General features: G+C 67.1%; 20 protein-coding genes. 7 read left to right on the top strand and 13 right to left on the bottom strand.

All coding sequences use genetic code 11. From position 1 onward, the window contains the following. Nucleotides 1-43: 43 nt before the first annotated feature. From urtA to OC184_RS01655, 11 genes are all read right to left on the bottom strand, one after another. Nucleotides 44-1,324, bottom strand: a complete 1,281-nt coding sequence (gene urtA / locus OC184_RS01705) for an urea ABC transporter substrate-binding protein (RefSeq protein ID WP_265505448.1) — start codon at nt 1,322-1,324, stop codon at nt 44-46. A gap of 182 nt (nt 1,325-1,506) precedes the next feature. Continuing rightward, nucleotides 1,507-2,130: an urease accessory protein UreG gene (gene ureG, locus OC184_RS01700; protein WP_265505447.1), complete on the bottom strand. Its 624-nt coding sequence runs from the start codon at nt 2,128-2,130 to the stop codon at nt 1,507-1,509. After that, nucleotides 2,127-2,768: an urease accessory protein UreF gene (locus OC184_RS01695; RefSeq protein WP_265505446.1), complete on the bottom strand. Its 642-nt coding sequence runs from the start codon at nt 2,766-2,768 to the stop codon at nt 2,127-2,129. Before OC184_RS01695 ends, ureG begins: the two co-directional genes overlap by 4 nt. Beyond that, the gene (locus OC184_RS01690; RefSeq protein WP_265505445.1) at nt 2,755-3,258 is read right to left on the bottom strand and encodes an urease accessory protein UreE; all 504 of its coding nucleotides are present in this window, start codon (nt 3,256-3,258) and stop codon (nt 2,755-2,757) included. Before OC184_RS01690 ends, OC184_RS01695 begins: the two co-directional genes overlap by 14 nt. An 11-nt stretch (nt 3,259-3,269) precedes the next feature. Continuing rightward, entirely contained in the window at nt 3,270-4,955 is a 1,686-nt protein-coding gene (gene ureC / locus OC184_RS01685; RefSeq protein ID WP_265505444.1) for an urease subunit alpha, read from the bottom strand. After that, a complete protein-coding gene (locus tag OC184_RS01680) occupies nt 4,952-5,257 on the bottom strand; it encodes an urease subunit beta (protein WP_265505443.1) in 306 nt (101 codons plus the stop codon). The genes ureC and OC184_RS01680 overlap by 4 nt, the downstream gene beginning before the upstream one ends. Before the next feature lies 1 nt (nt 5,258). Next, nucleotides 5,259-5,816: a HupE/UreJ family protein gene (locus OC184_RS01675; RefSeq protein ID WP_265505442.1), complete on the bottom strand. Its 558-nt coding sequence runs from the start codon at nt 5,814-5,816 to the stop codon at nt 5,259-5,261. Continuing rightward, nucleotides 5,813-6,127: an urease subunit gamma gene (locus tag OC184_RS01670; RefSeq protein WP_265505441.1), complete on the bottom strand. Its 315-nt coding sequence runs from the start codon at nt 6,125-6,127 to the stop codon at nt 5,813-5,815. The genes OC184_RS01675 and OC184_RS01670 overlap by 4 nt, the downstream gene beginning before the upstream one ends. 5 nt (nt 6,128-6,132) lie before the next feature. Further along, nucleotides 6,133-6,948: an urease accessory protein UreD gene (locus OC184_RS01665; RefSeq protein ID WP_265505525.1), complete on the bottom strand. Its 816-nt coding sequence runs from the start codon at nt 6,946-6,948 to the stop codon at nt 6,133-6,135. A 125-nt stretch (nt 6,949-7,073) separates the two neighbouring features. Next, complete coding sequence (locus OC184_RS01660; RefSeq protein WP_265505440.1) at nt 7,074-7,835, bottom strand: GNAT family N-acetyltransferase; 762 nt, start codon at nt 7,833-7,835, stop codon at nt 7,074-7,076. Between the two features lie 75 nt (nt 7,836-7,910). Further along, nucleotides 7,911-9,005 (bottom strand): AI-2E family transporter, encoded by a 1,095-nt coding sequence (locus OC184_RS01655; protein ID WP_265505439.1) that lies wholly within the window; start codon nt 9,003-9,005, stop codon nt 7,911-7,913. Nucleotides 9,006-9,151: 146 nt separating this feature from the next. On the opposite strand from OC184_RS01655, the gene ndk reads away from it, so the two are divergent. From ndk to dps, 5 genes are all read left to right on the top strand, one after another. After that, entirely contained in the window at nt 9,152-9,574 is a 423-nt protein-coding gene (gene ndk / locus OC184_RS01650) for a nucleoside-diphosphate kinase (protein WP_265505438.1), read from the top strand. Nucleotides 9,575-9,715: 141 nt separating this feature from the next. Beyond that, nucleotides 9,716-10,642, top strand: coding sequence for an ACP S-malonyltransferase (gene fabD, locus OC184_RS01645; RefSeq protein WP_265505437.1), 927 nt, complete (start codon nt 9,716-9,718; stop codon nt 10,640-10,642). 63 nt (nt 10,643-10,705) lie between these two features. Then, nucleotides 10,706-11,443 carry a 3-oxoacyl-ACP reductase FabG gene (gene fabG / locus OC184_RS01640; protein WP_265505436.1) on the top strand — a complete coding sequence of 246 codons (738 nt, stop codon included), beginning with the start codon at nt 10,706-10,708 and terminating at the stop codon, nt 11,441-11,443. A gap of 171 nt (nt 11,444-11,614) precedes the next feature. Next, the gene (locus OC184_RS01635) at nt 11,615-11,848 is read left to right on the top strand and encodes an acyl carrier protein (RefSeq protein ID WP_111299847.1); all 234 of its coding nucleotides are present in this window, start codon (nt 11,615-11,617) and stop codon (nt 11,846-11,848) included. Between the two features lie 141 nt (nt 11,849-11,989). Further along, the gene (gene dps / locus OC184_RS01630) at nt 11,990-12,484 is read left to right on the top strand and encodes a DNA starvation/stationary phase protection protein Dps (protein ID WP_265505524.1); all 495 of its coding nucleotides are present in this window, start codon (nt 11,990-11,992) and stop codon (nt 12,482-12,484) included. Nucleotides 12,485-12,536: 52 nt separating this feature from the next. On the opposite strand, the gene OC184_RS01625 is transcribed toward dps, so the two are convergent. Then, nucleotides 12,537-13,355 carry a sulfotransferase family protein gene (locus OC184_RS01625; protein ID WP_265505435.1) on the bottom strand — a complete coding sequence of 273 codons (819 nt, stop codon included), beginning with the start codon at nt 13,353-13,355 and terminating at the stop codon, nt 12,537-12,539. Between the two features lie 154 nt (nt 13,356-13,509). On the opposite strand from OC184_RS01625, the gene OC184_RS01620 reads away from it, so the two are divergent. Then, nucleotides 13,510-15,087 (top strand): DUF5928 domain-containing protein, encoded by a 1,578-nt coding sequence (locus OC184_RS01620; RefSeq protein ID WP_265505434.1) that lies wholly within the window; start codon nt 13,510-13,512, stop codon nt 15,085-15,087. A 14-nt stretch (nt 15,088-15,101) separates the two neighbouring features. After that, nucleotides 15,102-15,479 carry a histidine triad nucleotide-binding protein gene (locus tag OC184_RS01615; RefSeq protein WP_265505433.1) on the top strand — a complete coding sequence of 126 codons (378 nt, stop codon included), beginning with the start codon at nt 15,102-15,104 and terminating at the stop codon, nt 15,477-15,479. 21 nt (nt 15,480-15,500) lie between these two features. Here the strand turns inward: OC184_RS01615 and OC184_RS01610 are convergent, their stop codons facing one another. Continuing rightward, complete coding sequence (locus OC184_RS01610) at nt 15,501-16,424, bottom strand: ABC transporter ATP-binding protein (protein ID WP_265505432.1); 924 nt, start codon at nt 16,422-16,424, stop codon at nt 15,501-15,503. Nucleotides 16,425-16,431: the final 7 nt, after the last annotated feature.

The following is a 16,431-nucleotide window of genomic DNA, read 5'->3' as shown; positions in this document are numbered from 1 at the left end:
TTTCGGGAGAGGGCCGGGCCGCGAAAGCCGCCCGGCCGTCAGGTCAATAGTTCGACTGAACCTGAACGCAGGTCTGCGTGTCGGTGTTGAACATGCCGCAGTCCTTGCCCGGCCAGTCGGCATCCAGCACCGCCGATTCGGGCAGGAAATCCGTCCAGGCGTCGCCCGGCACGGGGTCGGTCTGGCTGACGATGTCGAACTGGCCATCCTCGCGGATCTCTCCGATCAGGACGGGCTTGGTGATGTGGTGGTTGGGTAGGACGGTGGCAGTGCCACCGGTCAGGTTCGGGACCTCGACGCCCACGATCGCGTCCAGCACCGGGTCCACATCGGTGGTGCCCGCCTTTTCGACAGCCGCGACCCAGGCGTTGAAGCCGATCATCGTCGCCTCCATCGGGTCGTTCGTCACCCGTTCGGGGTTGGTGAATTCGTGCCAGCCGGTGATGAAGTCCGTGTTCGCGTCGCTTTCGGCGGTCTGGAAATAGTTCCAGGCGGCCAGGTGCCCGACAAGGTTCGCGGTATCCAGGCCCGACAGCTCCTCCTCGCCCACGGAGAATGCCATGACCGGGATGTCGTCGGCGCTGACGCCCGCCGCGGCCAGCTCTTTGTAAAAACCGACGTTCGCGTCGCCGTTGATGGTCGACACCACGCCGACCTTCTTGCCGTCGGCGCCGAGCGCGACCACGTCGGCCACGATCTTGGACCAGTCGCTGTGGCCGAAGGGGGTGTAGTTGACGAAGATGTCCTCTTCGGCCACGCCATTGTCCTTCAGGTAGGCGTCGAGGATGTTGTTCGTCGTGCGCGGATAGACATAGTCGGTGCCCAGAAGCGCCCACTTCTCGACACCCAGCTCGTCGCGCATGTAGTCGACCGCCGGGATCGCCTGCTGGTTCGGCGCGGCGCCGGTATAGATCACGTTCTTCGAGGATTCCTCGCCCTCGTATTGCACGGGATAGAACAGCAGGCCGTTCAGCTCCTCGATCACCGGCAGGACGGATTTCCGGCTGACCGATGTCCAGCAGCCGAAGATCGCGTCCACGTCGCTGACGGTCAGCAGCTCTCGCGCCTTTTCGGCAAACAGCGGCCAGTCCGAGGCAGGGTCCACCACCACCGCCTCGAGCGGGCGGCCAAGGACGCCGCCCTTGGCATTCTGCTGTTCGACCAGCATCAGGACGGTGTCCTTCAGCGTGGTTTCCGAAATCGCCATGGTTCCCGACAGCGAATGCAGGACGCCGATCTTGATCGGCTCTCCCTCTTGGGCGTGGGCGGTCTGGGCCAGCGCGACGGCGCTGGTCAGCATCAGGATCTTGGTCAGCTTGCTCATCTTTTCCCCTTGGCCGGGCGGCCGGTGTCCCTGTTGTTCATTGGGGGCGCGGCCCCCGCACCAGCAGACTGAGCGCAAATTTTGCCCATTGGACAGGAAAGCGGCAGCTTCGGGACGGTCGGCGCAGGGCTTGGCGCAAGCTTGGGCAGCCGTCGGCGCCCCTGCCTTCTACGCGGGCAATCTCAAGCCGGCTGCAGCGTCAGCCCGCCCTGCGTCACCAGGAAATCGACGATCTGCTGCACGCCCTTGCCGTGGCGCAGCTGGGCCATGACGACGGGGCGGGGGCCGCGTGCCTCATGTGCATCCTTTTCCAGCAGAACCGCATCGACGCCGACATGAGGGGCCAGGTCGGTCTTGTTGACGACCAGCAGGTCGGACCGTGCCAGTCCCGGCCCGCGCTTCCTTGGGATGTCCTGCCCTGCCGCCGTGTCGATCACATAGATCGTCAGGTCTGCCAGTTCCGGACTGAAGGTCGCGGCCAGATTGTCGCCGCCCGATTCGATCAGGATCAGGTCCAGATCTGGAAAGGCCGCGTTCAGGTCGGCGATGGCGGCCAAGTTGATGCTGGCATCCTCGCGGATGGCGGTATGGGGGCAGCCGCCGGTCTCCACCCCGCGGATGCGTTCGGCGGGCAGGACCTGGGCGCGCATCAGCGCCTCGGCGTCCTCGCGGGTATAGATGTCGTTGGTGACGACGGCCATCGACAGGCGGGGGGCCAGCGCGCGGGCCAGTTGTTCGGTCAGCGTCGTCTTGCCGGCGCCGACAGGGCCGCCGATGCCGACGCGGAGGGGGCCGTGCTGGCTCATGAACGGAAGATCCTTGTGGTCATGGTTTCGTGGCGCATCGTGGCGATGTCCGCGCCCCAGGCCGCGCCGGCCAGATCGTCCTCGGACGCGTCCAAGGCGATCAGCGCCCGCGCCAGGATGCGCGGCTGCAGGTCGGCCAGCATGTGCTGCCCCTCGACGGGGCCCAGGGGCAGAAAGCGGACGGCGGCGCTGACAAGGCTGGCGGCCTGGGCCTGAAGGAAGGCCGCGACAATCTCGGCCGCGGGCAGGGGCATTGCGGCGCAGGCGCGGCCGAAAGCCACGGGCAGTGCCGCCGGGTCCTGCGCGCGACCCGACAGCGCCGTGACGTTGGCCGCGAAGGCCGCGCCCTGTTCGGCCGTTTCGGTCAGGCGCTGGCTTGTCGGGCAGGCCGCGCGGGCCAGATCGTCCAGCGCCTGGTGGTCGGCGCCGGGTCGCAGCGACAGCGCGACCAGCACGGCATCGGTCCAGCCCGCGCCGTGGTCCAGCCAGTCGGCCAGCCATTGCGGCAGCGTCCGGCGCGTGGCCAGCCCCTGGTCCATCGCCCATTCCAGACCCTGCGACCAGGCAAAGCCGCCGATCGGAAAGGCGGGCGACAGCATCTGCGCCAGTTGCAGCCGGGCGGCCTCAGGCGTGGTCATGGGCGTGGCTGTGTTCGTGATGGTGCTTTCCTTGGTCATGGCCGTGCGAATCGCCGTGATCGTGACCGAAGGTGCGGCCGTGGCCATAGGCGCCGCCTTCCGGACTGAAGGGCAGCAGCGCGGGCTGCGGGTCGGCGCCCAGCTGGCGCAGCATCGCCTCCAGCACATGGTCCTGGCGGATGATCAGGCGGTCGGGCTCGATCCGGCAGGGCGTGTGGCGGTTGCCGATATGCCAGGCCAGGCGCGGCAGGTCGCCCGTGATGACCAGCACCGGTTCCGCGGCGGCGTGCACGACGATGCTGCGCCCGTCCGACAGCGCGAAGGCGTCGCCGTCGTTCAGGCTGGTCACCTCGGGCAGGTCCACCAGGAAGTCGCCGCCGTCGCAGGCCAGCCGCTTGCGGCGCAGCAGGCGGCCTTCGTAATCCAGCGCGATTTCGCCCTGGAAGGGGCCGGTGGCCTTACGGGTGACGGAATGGGCGTGGGAGATCATGGGGGGCCTTTTCAGAACAGGAAATAGCGTTGCGCCAGCGGCAGGTCGTCTGCAGGCTCGCAGGTCAGAAGTTCGCCGTCGGCGCGGACCTCATAGGTCTCGGGATCGACCTCGATGGCGGGCATGGTGGCGTTCAGCACCATGTCGACCTTGCCGATGTCGCGGGTGTGTTCGACGGCGATCAGCGCCTTCGACAAGCCACTGCCTGCCCCGGCCTCGAGCCCCGCCCGACTGACGAACAGGGCCGAGGCGCGGCGGTTGTGCCCCCACATGGGCCGCGAGAAGATCGGCTGCACCGGGATCGAGCCGTTGGGATCGCCCATCTGCGCCACGCTGATCTGCCCGCCGACCAGCACCATCTCGGGCGTGGCGGCGAAGAAGGCCGGCGACCACAGCACCAGATCGGCGCGCTTGCCGGGCGTGACCGAGCCGATGTGCTGGCTGACGCCATGCGCGATCGCCGGGTTGATCGTGTACTTCGCGATATAGCGCCGGGCGCGCAGGTTGTCGTTGTGGCCCTGTTCGCCGGGCAGGGGGCCGCGCTGCCGGCGCATTTTCGATGCGGTCTGCCAAGTGCGGATGATCACCTCGCCGATCCGGCCCATCGCCTGGCTGTCGGAAGAGATCACGCTGAACGCGCCCAGATCGTGCAGGATATCCTCGGCGGCGATGGTTTCCTTGCGGATGCGGGATTCGGCGAAGGCCACGTCTTCGGGGACACGGCGGTCCAGGTGGTGGCAGACCATCAGCATGTCGAGATGCTCTTCGACCGTGTTTGCCGTGTAGGGCCTAGTCGGGTTCGTGGACGAGGGCAGGACATTCGCCATGCCCACCATGCGGATGATATCGGGGGCATGGCCGCCACCCGCGCCCTCGGTGTGATAGGCGTGGATGGTGCGGCCGCCGATGGCGGCCATCGTGTCCTCGACGAAGCCCGATTCGTTCAGCGTGTCGGTGTGGATCATCACCTGCACGTCCATCGCGTCGGCTACGGACAGGCAGGTGTCGATGGCCTTGGGCGTGGTGCCCCAATCCTCGTGAAGCTTCAGCGCACAGGCGCCGGCGCGCACCTGCTCTTCCAGCGGCGCCTTGAGGCTGGCATTGCCCTTGCCAGCGATGCCGATGTTGACCGGCAGATCGGCGCAGGCTTCCATCATCCGGGCGATGTGCCAAGGCCCGGGCGTGCAGGTCGTGGCCAGCGTTCCATGCGCGGGGCCGGTGCCGCCGCCCAGAAGCGTGGTGACGCCGGAATGCAGCGCGTGGTCCACCTGCTGCGGGCAGATGTAGTGGATGTGGCAGTCGAAGCCGCCGGGTGTCAGGATGCGGCCCTCGCCGGCGATGATCTCGGTGCCGGGGCCGATGATCAGGGTGACGCCGGGCTGGGTGTCGGGGTTGCCGGCCTTGCCGATGCCGGCGATGCGGCCGTCGCGCAGCCCGACATCGGCCTTCACGACGCCCTGATGGTCAAAGACCACGACGCCGGTGATGACCGTGTCCATCGCGCCGTCGGCCCTTGTGACTTGCGACTGGCCCATGCCGTCGCGGACGACCTTGCCACCGCCGAACTTGACCTCCTCTCCGGCGATGGTCAGGTCGCGTTCGACCTCGATGATGATTTCTGTGTCCGCCAGGCGGATGCGGTCGCCGGTGGTGGGACCATAGAGCGCCGCGTAATCGGCGCGGGAGAGGGTCGTCACAGCGCGCCCCCGATCTGGCCGCGAAAGCCGTGCACTGTCCGGTCACCCGCGTAGCCCACCAGCGTCACCTGCCGCGACTGGCCGGGCTCGAAGCGGACGGCGGTGCCGGCGGGGATGGCCAGACGCATGCCGCGTGCGGCGGCGCGGTCGAAGTCCAGCGCGGGATTGGTTTCGGCAAAGTGATAGTGGCTGCCGACCTGGATCGGCCGGTCGCCGGTATTCGCGATCATCAGCGTAATCATGTCGCGCCCCTCGTTCAGGGCGATCTCGCCATCGGCGGGGAAGATTTCTCCTGGGATCATGTCACGCCACCGCCAGCGCGATGCCCGCCAATGCGGTCCCGCCGCCGAGGACACGCAGCTCCAGCCCTCGCGCCAGCAGGCGGCCGAAGGCGATGCCGCCCAGGTGCAGCGCCAGGGTCGCCAGTGCGAAGCCTGCGGCGTAAAGCGCCAGTCCCGTCGCCGGGCCTTCCGTCCCGTGCGCCCACCCATGGGCCGCGCCGAAAGCTGCCACCATCGGCAGAAGCGCGGCCAGCGGCAGGCGCACTGCCATCGCCACCAGCACGCCCAGGATCACGACCGAGGCGAGGATCATCGGCTCGACCGCCGGAAAGCCCGCGCCGCCTGCGCCCATCGCGCCGCCCGCCAGCATCGCGCCGACGAAGGTCGCGGGCAGCGCCCAAGCCGCGCGCCCGCCCAGCTGCGCGGCCAGAAGCCCGAGCGCGACCATCGCCAGCAGGTGATCGGCGCCGCCGACCGGGTGGGCCAACCCGTGCAGGAACTGGCCGCCTTCCTGGACATGGCCGGGATGGGCCAGCGCGGCAGAGGGGGCCAGCATGGCGGCAGGAAGCAGTCGTTTCATTCGGAAGCCTCGCGGATGGGGTGGTGGACGGTGACCAGCTTGGTGCCGTCGGGGAACGTCGCCTCGACCTGGACGGATTCGATCATCTGCGGGATGCCGGGCATGCACTGGTCTGCGGTGATGACATGGGCGCCCGCCTGCATCAGGTCGGCGACCGACCGGCCGTCGCGCGCACCCTCGACCACGAAGTCGGTGATTAGGGCGATCGCCTCGGGGTGGTTCAGCTTGACGCCGCGTTCAAGGCGGCCGCGCGCCACCATGGCGGCGACCGAGACCAGCAGCTTTTCGCGTTCGCGGGGGGAAAGGTTCATTGTCGTCAGACCTGCCAGATGCGGGGAAGGGGATCAGGGCGCAGGACGCGGAGCAGCCGATTGATCTGCCGCCGCAGGGGCCAACCGTCGTCGGCCAGCATCCGCAGGACCAGCCGCCCGGGCGGCGCGCTTGCGGCGGCGGTGACGCCGGGTTCGTCAAGGACCGCGCGGGCCGGGGTCAGCAGATCGGGCGCATGGGGGGCGACCATCGCCAAGGTCGCCACTGCGCGCGCCCCGTTCAGCAGGGCCGGGCCGCTTAGCCGGGTCAGGGCAGCATCGTCTAGGGCCAGCGAGTCGTGATGCACGACCCGGCCGCCACGGCGCACGATCCTGCGGTCGCGAAGCTGCAGGCGCTGCGGACGTTCACCCATGGCGAGGCGACCGAGGACCAGGATCTCGAGAAGCAGGCAGCCCGCGTCCGGCGCAAGGGTGACGGTCGTTTCTCGCTCAAGCCGGGCGCCGTCATAGAGGATCGTTTCCTGCGGCAGCCAGTCCAGCCAGCCACCCGCGCCCACCGACAGGGCGACCTTCGCCCGGGCAGGACCCTGCTGCGCGCGATAGGCGCGTTCCGCGGTCTGCGTCGTGGCGACGGCGCGGGTGCCCGGTCGCAGATCGACGGCGAAGGACAGGCTGTCGCCCGAGGCCAGCCCGCCAGAGGTGTTCAGGAACACGATCTCGGGCAGGCCGGCGGTCATGCGGGGCAGCATCGCCTTGGCCGATCCACGTTGCGACAGGTCGATCAGGCCGCGCGGCCCCATGACCACCTGCGCCGCCCCGTGGCTGCGCTGCATGCGGATCTGGCTGGTGGCGCTGTCGAACATGTGGGCATGGGTTGCCAAGGAAGCGGCAGCGTCAACGGCATCTGCCGACGCACGTGCTTTGAAGGCAGGCAAGGAGAGTTCGATTGCACGCGGATCGGGCAGAATGCGCGGCGAACAGGCAGTTTTCAGGTCAGCCCGGCCATCGTGTCCAGCAGCCGCCGTCGCGCCGCGGGAATGGCGCGGATCTCGACCCCGGTGAAGACATGCATGGTCTTCAGCGCTTGATCGACGACGGCATGGTCGCTAACCCAGCCGCCCATCGCCAGATAGCTGCGCAGCAGCGGCGGCATGGCGGCCATTGCGCGCCGGGGGTCTGGCTGGCGCAGGCGCAGCACGCGGGCAAAGCGGAACACGCTGGGCGCCTTGACGCGCGGCCACCAGCGTCGCGGCGCCAGATGGCGGTCCTTCAGCATGGTGAAGGCCTCGGCATGCGCGTCAGGATCGCAACCAAAGAAGCTCGAACAGCCGAACAGCATCTCGACCCCGGTGTCGTCGACATGCCGGGTCAGCGCCGCCCAGGCCGTGCGCAGGATGTCCGGGTCACGGTGGTCGGGGTGAATGCAGAAGCGCCCCATCTCGACCATGGGGCCGTCGAAGCGGCCAAGCGCGGCGAGGTCATAGTGCCGGGCCGAATAGCTGCGCGCGATCTGAGAGCCATCCGCCAGCGGCAGGAAGCGGAAGCTGCAGACGAGCGTCCCCGACGCCGCCTCCTCGATCAGCACATGCTGGCAGGCGGCGTCCATGTCGTCGGCGTCAAGGCGATGGCCGTCATCGACCTCTCCGGTGCGAGCCAGAAAGCACTGCCATCGCAGCCGTTGCGAATCGCGCAGGTCTTGCTCAGTGGCGGCCAGTCGCGCGCGATAACGTCCCCTGGACAGCGGTTCCATCCTGACAGACCTCTGTTGGACCCCCGGACATCATAGGATCTTCCTGTGACGGAATCATCAAGACATCGTCCTTTCTCATTCGACGTCCGGGTCGCCCAGGGTGTCCTGCACGTAAAGGCGGCGGATCAGCAGCAGCGCGACGATCAGCAGCGGCGTCGCGAGCACCACGCCGACGAAACCGAAAAGGCCGCCGAAGGCCACGATGGCGACGATGGTCAGCGCGGGCGGCAGCTGCACCGCATAGCGCTGGATCAGCGGCATCAGGACGTCGCCCTCGAAGGTCTGGATGGCCAGGAACAGAAGCGCGACGTAAAGCGCCGTGTCCACGCCCTGCGGCAGCGCCACCAGCACCGCGATGGCGCCCGAGAAGACCGGCCCGACGATCGGCACGATGTTGGTGACACCTGCGATCAGCGCCAGGATCAGCGTCAGCGGCACCCCCAGCAGCCACAGGCCCAGACCGGCCAAGATCGCGACCACGACCATGTCCAGCGCCTGTCCCGCCATCCAGCGGGCCAGCTGGCCGCCCAGTTCGTCCGTAATCTCCAGGGCGCGGCCCCGGTGGCGCAGCGGCACCAGCCGGATCGCCCCGTCGCGATAGAGACGCGCCTCCATCGCCAGGTAGACGGCCGTGATCAGCATCAGCAGGACCGAGGACAGGCTGCCCAGAACCGTGTTCACCGCGCCCGTCACGAGGCCCATCAGGTCTGGCAAACGCTCGGCCAGGCGTTCGGCCCCGGCCTCCACGTCCTGGGGCAGCTGGTCCTCGACCGTCTCGCCCAGAAGGTCGCCCGGCAGCCACCCTGTCAGCGCGTCCCATGACTGCGGCAGCGCGTCCAGAAGGTCGCGGAACTGCGCGCCGATGGACGACCCGGCCAGCCAGATGCCGCCGGCCACCACCCCGATCACGGCCACCACGACCAGGATCACGCCCAGTTTGACGGGCAGGCCCATCAGCCGGTGCAACCCGTTGCCCCCCGCGCGCATTGCGATCGCCACCAGGATCGAACCGAAGACCAGCAGAAGAACATGCGACCACGCCAGCGCCGCGCCCAGCAGCAGCAACAGCAGCGCCGTCCGGAACAGCGTGCCGTTGGTCAGCGCCCGGTCGATCCCCGCGCCTGAGGCGGTCTGGGGCCGTGCGGGCGGGGTCTGGCGCGGGTCTGTCATGGGATCTCCTGTGCTGGATGATCAAGCCGGCTGCCCAAGCGCCGGTTCCGCCGCGCCTTCTTGCCGGGGGCGGCCAAGCCTGCTAACCGGGCGCGGATTTCCGTGAAGCGCGGGCCAGGCCCGCCGATCAGACAAGGTAACGACCCATGGCCACCGAACGCACCCTTTCGATCATCAAGCCCGACGCGACCCGCCGCAACCTGACCGGCAAGATCAACGCCAAGTTCGAGGAGGCCGGCCTGCGCATCGTCGCGCAGAAGCGCATCAAGCTGTCGGCCGAGCAGGCGGGCAAGTTCTACGAAGTCCACAAGGACCGTCCGTTCTATGGCGAGCTGGTCGAGTTCATGGCTTCGGAGCCGGTCGTCGTGCAGGTCCTGGAAGGCGAGAACGCCATCGCCAAGAACCGCGAAGTGATGGGCGCGACCAACCCCGCAAATGCCGACGAAGGCACGATCCGCAAGGAATTCGCGCTGTCGATGGGCGAAAACTCGGTCCACGGGTCGGACGCCCCAGAGACCGCCAAGGAAGAGATCGCGTTCTTCTTCTCGGGTCTGGAACTGGTCGGCTGAGACCGGCAGGACAGCATTGACAGATTGAAAGGGGCCCTTGAGGCCCCTTTCTTCTTGCGCGCGTTCCGGGTGCCATCGGTTGCGGCAGGCGGAAGCAACGGCTATGCCCAGTGACAACGCAATGATTTTGGGGAGGATGCCATGCGGGCATTCGTGTTTCCGGGGCAGGGTGCGCAGACGATCGGCATGGGACGCGAACTGGCCGAAGCCTGGCCGGCCGCACGCGACGTCTTCGACGAGGTCGACGAGGCTTTGGGCGAGAAGCTGTCGGAGCTCATCTGGGAAGGTGATGCCGACACCCTGACGCTGACCCGCAACGCGCAGCCGGCGCTGATGGCCACCTCGATCGCGGCCTTTCGCGCGATGGAGGCCGAGGGCATCAACATCCATGACGCCGACTTCGTCGCCGGGCATTCGCTGGGGGAATATTCGGCGCTTTGCGCGGCTGGATCGCTGACGCTGTCCGACACCACGCGCCTGCTGCGCCTGCGCGGCCAGGCCATGCAGGATGCGGTCCCGGTGGGCGTGGGCGCGATGGCCGCGATCCTCGGCCTGGATTTCGAGACGGTGGACCGCATCGCCCGCGAAATCGGCGGAGACGAGGTCGTGCAAGCCGCCAACGACAACGATCCGGCACAGGTCGTGATCTCGGGCCACAAGGGTGCGGTCGAGGCCGCGGCCGAGGCGATGAAGGCTGCCGGCGCGAAGCGGGCGCTGATGCTGCCGGTCTCGGCCCCGTTCCATTCGGTGCTGATGCAACCCGCGGCGGCGGTGATGGCCGACGCGCTGGCGGGGGTCGACATCCAGCCGCCAGCCGTGCCGCTGATCGCCAATGTCCGCGCCGAGGCGGTGATCGAACCCGGCGCCATCCGCCGCCTGCTGGTCGAGCAGGTGACAGGCACTGTCCGCTGGCGCGAATCCATCGCCAACATGGCCGAGGCCGGCGTGACCGAGTTCTGGGAGATCGGGGCCGGCAAGGCGCTGTCGGGCATGATCAAGCGCATCGCCAGGGACGTCACCGTCCGCAACGTGGGCGTGCCGGGCGATATCGCCGCGCTGAAGGGCTGAGCGGCGGACCGGGGCGCCGCCCCGGACCCCGAGGGTATTTGGACAAAGAAGAAGAGGCTTGGGATGTTCGATCTGACAGGGAAGGCGGCGCTGGTAACGGGCGCCTCGGGCGGGATCGGCGGCGCCATCGCCGAGGCGCTGCATGGGGCGGGCGCGACGGTGACGCTGTCGGGCACGCGCGAGACCCCTTTGCGCGAACTTGCCGACAGGCTGGGCGATCGGGCCCATGTCGTGACGGCGAACCTGGGCGACGCCGAGTCGCTGGCCGCGCTGCCGAAGGCCGCGGCCGAGGCGATGGGATCGCTGGACATCCTGGTCAACAATGCCGGCATCACGCGCGACAACCTGTTCATGCGGATGTCTGACGACGAATGGGCGCAGGTGCTGGACGTGAACCTGTCCAGCGTCTTCAAGCTGTCGCGCAGCGTCCTGCGCGGCATGATGAAGTCGCGCTGGGGGCGGATCGTCAACATCACCTCGGTCGTGGGTGCCACTGGCAATCCGGGGCAGGGGAATTATGCCGCCGCCAAGGCGGGCCTTGTAGGCATGTCGAAGTCGCTGGCCTACGAGGTCGCCAGCCGGGGGATCACCGTGAACTGCGTGGCGCCTGGCTTCATCGCGACGGCCATGACCGACAAGCTGAACGACGAACAGAAGGGCAAGATCCTGGGCCAGATCCCCGCGGGCCGCATGGGCAGCCCCGAGGAGATCGCCGCAGCCGTTCTTTATCTTTCCAGCCCCGAGGCGGCCTATGTCACCGGCGCCACATTGCATGTCAACGGCGGGATGGCGATGATCTGAGGCGATCTGTCGCGGCGGCAACGCGCGGCAGGAATCGTTTCGAAAGCGGTTGCATGACCGTTCATGGGTGCTATATCCCCCGCTTTAGCAGCAGGGGAACCGCCCTGTGCTGAACCGGACCGCGTGTCCGCGCAAAAGTTGGGCGGATGCCCGCGAGAATGAGGATATGACATGAGCGATATCGCTGATCGCGTGAAGAAGATCGTGGTCGAGCATCTGGGTGTCGATGAGGACAAGGTGGTCGAATCCGCTTCGTTCATCGACGATCTGGGCGCCGACAGCCTCGACACCGTCGAGCTGGTCATGGCTTTCGAGGAAGAGTTCGGGATCGAGATTCCCGACGACGCCGCCGAAACCATCCAGACCGTCGGCGATGCGGTGAACTTCATCAAGGGCGCGGTCTGATCCGAAGCCTTTCGGCCGCGCGCCACAGCGCGGCGGCCAGACGGCGCCCCCGGATCGGGAGGCGCCGTTTTTCATGGGCGGCCCCGCATTCGGGCGCATTGTGGAACCTGAAGGCCAAGCACCCTGTTATAGCGGCGAAACATCCGCAAGCAGGAGGCTTCCATGGCCGTGAACGTGAAGGGGCTTGAAGACAACGCCCGCAAGACATCCATTGAAACGCTGAATGCCCGCGTCTCGGACAGCATTGCCTTGGGCCTTGCCGTGAAGCAGGCGCATTGGAACATGAAGGGCCCGAACTTCATTGCCGTTCACGAATTTCTGGACGCCGTCTATGCCCGCGTGCTGGCGCATACCGACGTGATGGCGGAACGCGTGCAGATCCTTGACGGGCGGGCTATGGGCACCGCCGAGGTGGTGAAGGACTCGACCACGCTGAAGCCCTATCCGACCGACGTGACCAAGGTGCAGGACCACCTGAAAGAGCTTTGCGACCGCATCCGCGATCATGGCGAGAAGGTCCGCAAGGCCATCGACAGTACCGACGATTCCGGCGATGCCGACACGGCCGATCTGCTGACCGGCGTCTCGCGGGAGCTGGACAAGGACCTGTGGTTCCTGGAGAGCCATCTGGAGTGACCGGCGCCCGACACGCCGCCACGACGGGCGCCTTCGGGCGCCCGTTTCGCGTTCAGCGACCCAGCTTGGCGTGAACCTCGTCCAGGTCGACCTCGGCCAGGGGCATCTTGTTGTCGGGGTTGTTGAAGTCATAGCGGAACAGCTGGAAATCGTCCTTGTAGATTTCCCACACCAGGTGGCGCGACAGGTCGTCGAAATAGTCGCTGACCCTGTGCGCCCGCTTGGGCCCGTGACCTTCCGATTCGTTGAAGCGCGGCACGTCGGCCAGATCCAGCGCCACCCGCGTGTCCGACTCTGCCAGGACCTGCCCCATTCCTTCGTCGAATGTTTCGGTGAAGAAGATGCGGTCATAGCGGCCGCCGTTCACGATGAAGGTCGAGATGTGGCCGGACATGGCCGACCAGTGGATGTCGGGCTCCATCGGCTTGCGGAAGCGGATCGTGTCGCGGGCGAACAGCAGGAAGCGGCGGAAGCTGGCGATCTGGTCGAACTGGAAGCCATTTTCCGGGCTGCCGACGTCGATGCCATAGCGCTGCACCAGCTGCGGCACCAAGTTGCCGCGATAGCGTCGCCCGTTGCGCTGGATGCCGGCGATCTTGTCGAAGAACGACGACAGGATGCGCGCATAGGGGTTGCGGACGCAGGTGAAGGTCAGCGCGTCATGCGACTGCACGGCGCGTTCGATCGGGCCCTGGCTGTGGTCCAGCGACCACTTGTGCAGCCCTTCGGTCGCATCGTGGATGTCGCCGTCGAAGAACCGGCCGTGATCGGAGTAGTACATGATCTGGCCGATGGTCGAGCAGGCGCATTTTGGCACCACCCGATAGATCATGCTTTCGCTTTCGGTCATCCAGACGCCGGGAAACCCCATCACTCTCTCCGATTGCGCGGCCGATGACGAAGTCGGGGCCGTCTTGCTTGTTCCGACGCTAAAATCGGTTACACACACAAAGCAAAACGCGGGGATGAATACAACGCCTTGCGGCGGGCTGCGTTAATTCGATGGGACGGACACTACAAGGCTCATGGCTCGGATCGCGTTCATCCTGCTGACCCACAAGGACCCGCAGGGGGTCATCGACCAGGCGAGGCGGCTGACGGCAACGGGCGATTTCGTGTCAATCCACTTCGACAAGAGCGCGCCGCCGGCGATGTTCCAGCAGATCAGGGACGCGCTTGGCGATCATCCCGGCGTGGTCTTCGCGCCGCGCCGGCGCAAGTGCGGCTGGGGCGAGTGGTCCCTGGTCGCCGCCACCCTGGAGGCGCTGCGCGCGGCCGAGGCGGCGTTTCCGCAGGCCACGCATTTCTACATGCTCTCGGGCGACTGCATGCCGATCAAGTCGGCAGAGTTCGCCAGGTCGTTCCTTGATGCCGAGGATTGCGACTTCATCGAAAGCTTCGACTTCTTCGAAAGTGACTGGATCAAGACCGGCCTCAAGGAAGAGCGCCTGATCTATCGCCACTGGTTCAACGAACGCAGCCAGCAAAAGCTGTTCTATGCCTCGGTCAAGCTGCAGCAGCGGCTTGGCCTGGCTCGAGAGGTCCCGCGGGACCTGCAGGTGATGATCGGGTCGCAGTGGTGGTGCCTGCGCCGCCAGACGGTCGAGGCGATCCTGGACCTGATCCGCCAGCGCCCCGAGATCGTTCGCTTCTTCAGCACCACCTGGATTCCGGACGAGACGTTCTTCCAGACGCTGGTGGCCCATCTGGTTCCGCGAACGCAGATCCGCACGCGGACGCTGACCTTCCTGATCTTCACGGATTACGGGATGCCGGTGGTCTTCTGCAACGACCACTACGACCTGCTGTTGCGGCAGGATTACCTGTTCGCCCGCAAGATCAGCCCCGAGGCGCTGGAACTGCGCGAACGGCTGGGGGCCTTGTGGCAGAGCACCGGCCTTGACTTCCCGATCGCGGCCGAGGGGCGGCGGCTGTTCGCGTTCCTGACCGGGCGCGGGCGCATCGGCCGGCGCTTCGCCCCGCGCTTCTGGGAAGCCGACGGCAGCCTGGGCGCCGAGCGTGTGGTCCACATGATCGTCGCCAAGAAGTGGCATGTCGCCAAGCGCCTGGCAGCCGCGATCCGACACCACACGCCTGTCCCAGCCGTCGACTATATCTTCAACGAGCTGGACGCGAACCTGCCCGAGATGGGCCGCGTGGCGTCGTCGCTGAGCAAGCGGGAACGTCACCGACGCGCGCTGGTCAAGCTGCTGTTCGACGAATTCGAGACCAACCGGCTGGTCTTCTGCGTCGACCCTTCGGCCCTGAACTTGGTCGCGGATTTCGAGAAGGACCGGGCCGAGACGCGGGTGCTGTTCATCGACAGCCGCTTCGACGACGACTATGTCCGCGGCCATATGGGACGGATCGGGCTGGTCGGCGCGGACGCGCCCGACGATGTGCTGGCCCGGCTGCTGCCGGTCATGCGCAGCGACCTGGAACACGAGGCCGACCGGCTGAAGGAGGCGGGCTTTGCGCAGCTTTCGGTCGTGTCTGACGCTGCGCCGCCGGACCGCAACGCCGCGGCGATCGCCGCCTTCCTGGACCTGGACTGGGGCGTGGCGCAGAAGATCGCGGAGACCCCGCATCTGTTCACGGATTGAAAGAAAGGACGCCCATGGCCTTCACCTATGACGACAGCAACATCTTCGCGCGTATCCTGCGGGGCGAAATTCCCTGCGACAAGGTGGCCGAGAATGACCACGCCCTGGCGTTCAGGGACATCGCGCCAAAGGCACCGGTCCATGTCCTGGTGATCCCGAAGGGCAAATATGTCAGCTTCGACGACTTCGCGGCCAATGCCGCCGAGGGCGAAATCGCCGGCCTGATGCGGCTTTGCGCCGAGGTCTGCGCGGCCGAGGGCATCGGGCTGGAAGAGGGGCAGGGCTTCCGCGCGATCAGCAATGCTGGCTCGCACGGCGTGCAGGAGGTGCCGCATTTCCACCTGCACATCATGGGTGGTGCGCCGATGGGGCCGATGAGCGGCGCCCGCTGAACCGCGCCGCGCGGATGGCGATCAGGCGCGGGTGAGTTCCACGAAGACGTCCTCGAGGTCGGGCTGTTCGGTCGCGACGTCGAGGATCGGGATGCCCGCGCCGCGCAGCGCGTCGAGGATCTGGTCGGCGCGCAGGCGCGAGGGCGGATAGGTGATGGCCAGCCGTCCGTCGGGACGGCGTTCCTGGCGCACGCCCTCCGGCAGCGGCGGCAGGGTCGCCGGGCCTCCCGTGTCCAGCACCAGCGTCTTGCCGTCGGTGCGCGAGAGCAGGTCGCGGGTGTTCTGGCGAATGACCACTTCGCCGTGGTTGATGATGGCGATCTCGTCACACATCTGCTCGGCTTCCTCGAGATAGTGCGTCGTCAGGATGATCGTCATCCCCTGTTCGTTCAGCTTGCGGACGTTGGCCCAGAGCATTTCCCGCAGGTTGATGTCGACGCCGGCGGTCGGCTCGTCCAGCACCAGGATCTGCGGGCGGTGGACCAGAGCCTTGGCCAGAAGCAGCCGCCGCTTCATCCCGCCGGACAGGTTCCTGGCATAGGCGTTGGCCTGATCGGTCAGGCCGACCAGGGCCAGAAGCTCATCCGTCCAGCGTTCGGCCTTTGGCACGCCGTAGAGACCCGCCTGCACCTCGAGGCTGGCGCGGGGGGAAAAGAACGGGTCCATGTTCAGCTCCTGCGGCATCACCCCGATGGCGGCGCGGGACTGGCGCGGGTTGCGGTCCTGATCAAAGCCCCAGATCGTCACCTGGCCCGACGTCTTGTTCACCAGGCCGGCCAGGATGTTGATCAGCGTGGATTTCCCCGCGCCGTTCGGTCCCAGAAGGCCGAAGATGCTGCCCGAGCGGATGGTCAGGTCGACACCCTTCAGCGCCTCCTTGGCGGGGGCATTGCCTTGGGCCGCATACGTCTTGCGAAGACCGGTGATCTGGATGGCGTCTGACATGGGGTTT

It is taken from the genome of Paracoccus rhizosphaerae (genome assembly GCF_026162645.1).
In the GTDB taxonomy this organism is placed as follows: domain Bacteria; phylum Pseudomonadota; class Alphaproteobacteria; order Rhodobacterales; family Rhodobacteraceae; genus Paracoccus; species Paracoccus rhizosphaerae.
This window is presented reverse-complemented; position numbering and strand designations above follow the sequence as displayed.

What these genes read in the sequence shown, in the direction of transcription:
- OC184_RS01675 (WP_265505442.1), bottom strand. Translation starts at nt 5,816, where the DNA reads ATGAAACGACTGCTTCCTGCCGCCATGCTGGCCCCCTCTGCCGCGCTG.
- OC184_RS01680 (WP_265505443.1), bottom strand. Translation starts at nt 5,257, where the DNA reads ATGATCCCAGGAGAAATCTTCCCCGCCGATGGCGAGATCGCCCTGAAC.
- OC184_RS01625 (WP_265505435.1), bottom strand. Translation starts at nt 13,355, where the DNA reads ATGGGGTTTCCCGGCGTCTGGATGACCGAAAGCGAAAGCATGATCTAT.
- OC184_RS01615 (WP_265505433.1), top strand. Translation starts at nt 15,102, where the DNA reads ATGGCCTTCACCTATGACGACAGCAACATCTTCGCGCGTATCCTGCGG.
- OC184_RS01635 (WP_111299847.1), top strand. Translation starts at nt 11,615, where the DNA reads ATGAGCGATATCGCTGATCGCGTGAAGAAGATCGTGGTCGAGCATCTG.
- urtA (WP_265505448.1), bottom strand. Translation starts at nt 1,324, where the DNA reads ATGAGCAAGCTGACCAAGATCCTGATGCTGACCAGCGCCGTCGCGCTG.
- ureG (WP_265505447.1), bottom strand. Translation starts at nt 2,130, where the DNA reads ATGAGCCAGCACGGCCCCCTCCGCGTCGGCATCGGCGGCCCTGTCGGC.
- OC184_RS01610 (WP_265505432.1), bottom strand. Translation starts at nt 16,424, where the DNA reads ATGTCAGACGCCATCCAGATCACCGGTCTTCGCAAGACGTATGCGGCC.
- fabG (WP_265505436.1), top strand. Translation starts at nt 10,706, where the DNA reads ATGTTCGATCTGACAGGGAAGGCGGCGCTGGTAACGGGCGCCTCGGGC.
- OC184_RS01655 (WP_265505439.1), bottom strand. Translation starts at nt 9,005, where the DNA reads ATGACAGACCCGCGCCAGACCCCGCCCGCACGGCCCCAGACCGCCTCA.
- fabD (WP_265505437.1), top strand. Translation starts at nt 9,716, where the DNA reads ATGCGGGCATTCGTGTTTCCGGGGCAGGGTGCGCAGACGATCGGCATG.
- OC184_RS01620 (WP_265505434.1), top strand. Translation starts at nt 13,510, where the DNA reads ATGGCTCGGATCGCGTTCATCCTGCTGACCCACAAGGACCCGCAGGGG.
- OC184_RS01690 (WP_265505445.1), bottom strand. Translation starts at nt 3,258, where the DNA reads ATGATCTCCCACGCCCATTCCGTCACCCGTAAGGCCACCGGCCCCTTC.
- ndk (WP_265505438.1), top strand. Translation starts at nt 9,152, where the DNA reads ATGGCCACCGAACGCACCCTTTCGATCATCAAGCCCGACGCGACCCGC.
- OC184_RS01665 (WP_265505525.1), bottom strand. Translation starts at nt 6,948, where the DNA reads ATGTTCGACAGCGCCACCAGCCAGATCCGCATGCAGCGCAGCCACGGG.
- OC184_RS01670 (WP_265505441.1), bottom strand. Translation starts at nt 6,127, where the DNA reads ATGAACCTTTCCCCCCGCGAACGCGAAAAGCTGCTGGTCTCGGTCGCC.
- OC184_RS01695 (WP_265505446.1), bottom strand. Translation starts at nt 2,768, where the DNA reads ATGACCACGCCTGAGGCCGCCCGGCTGCAACTGGCGCAGATGCTGTCG.
- OC184_RS01660 (WP_265505440.1), bottom strand. Translation starts at nt 7,835, where the DNA reads ATGGAACCGCTGTCCAGGGGACGTTATCGCGCGCGACTGGCCGCCACT.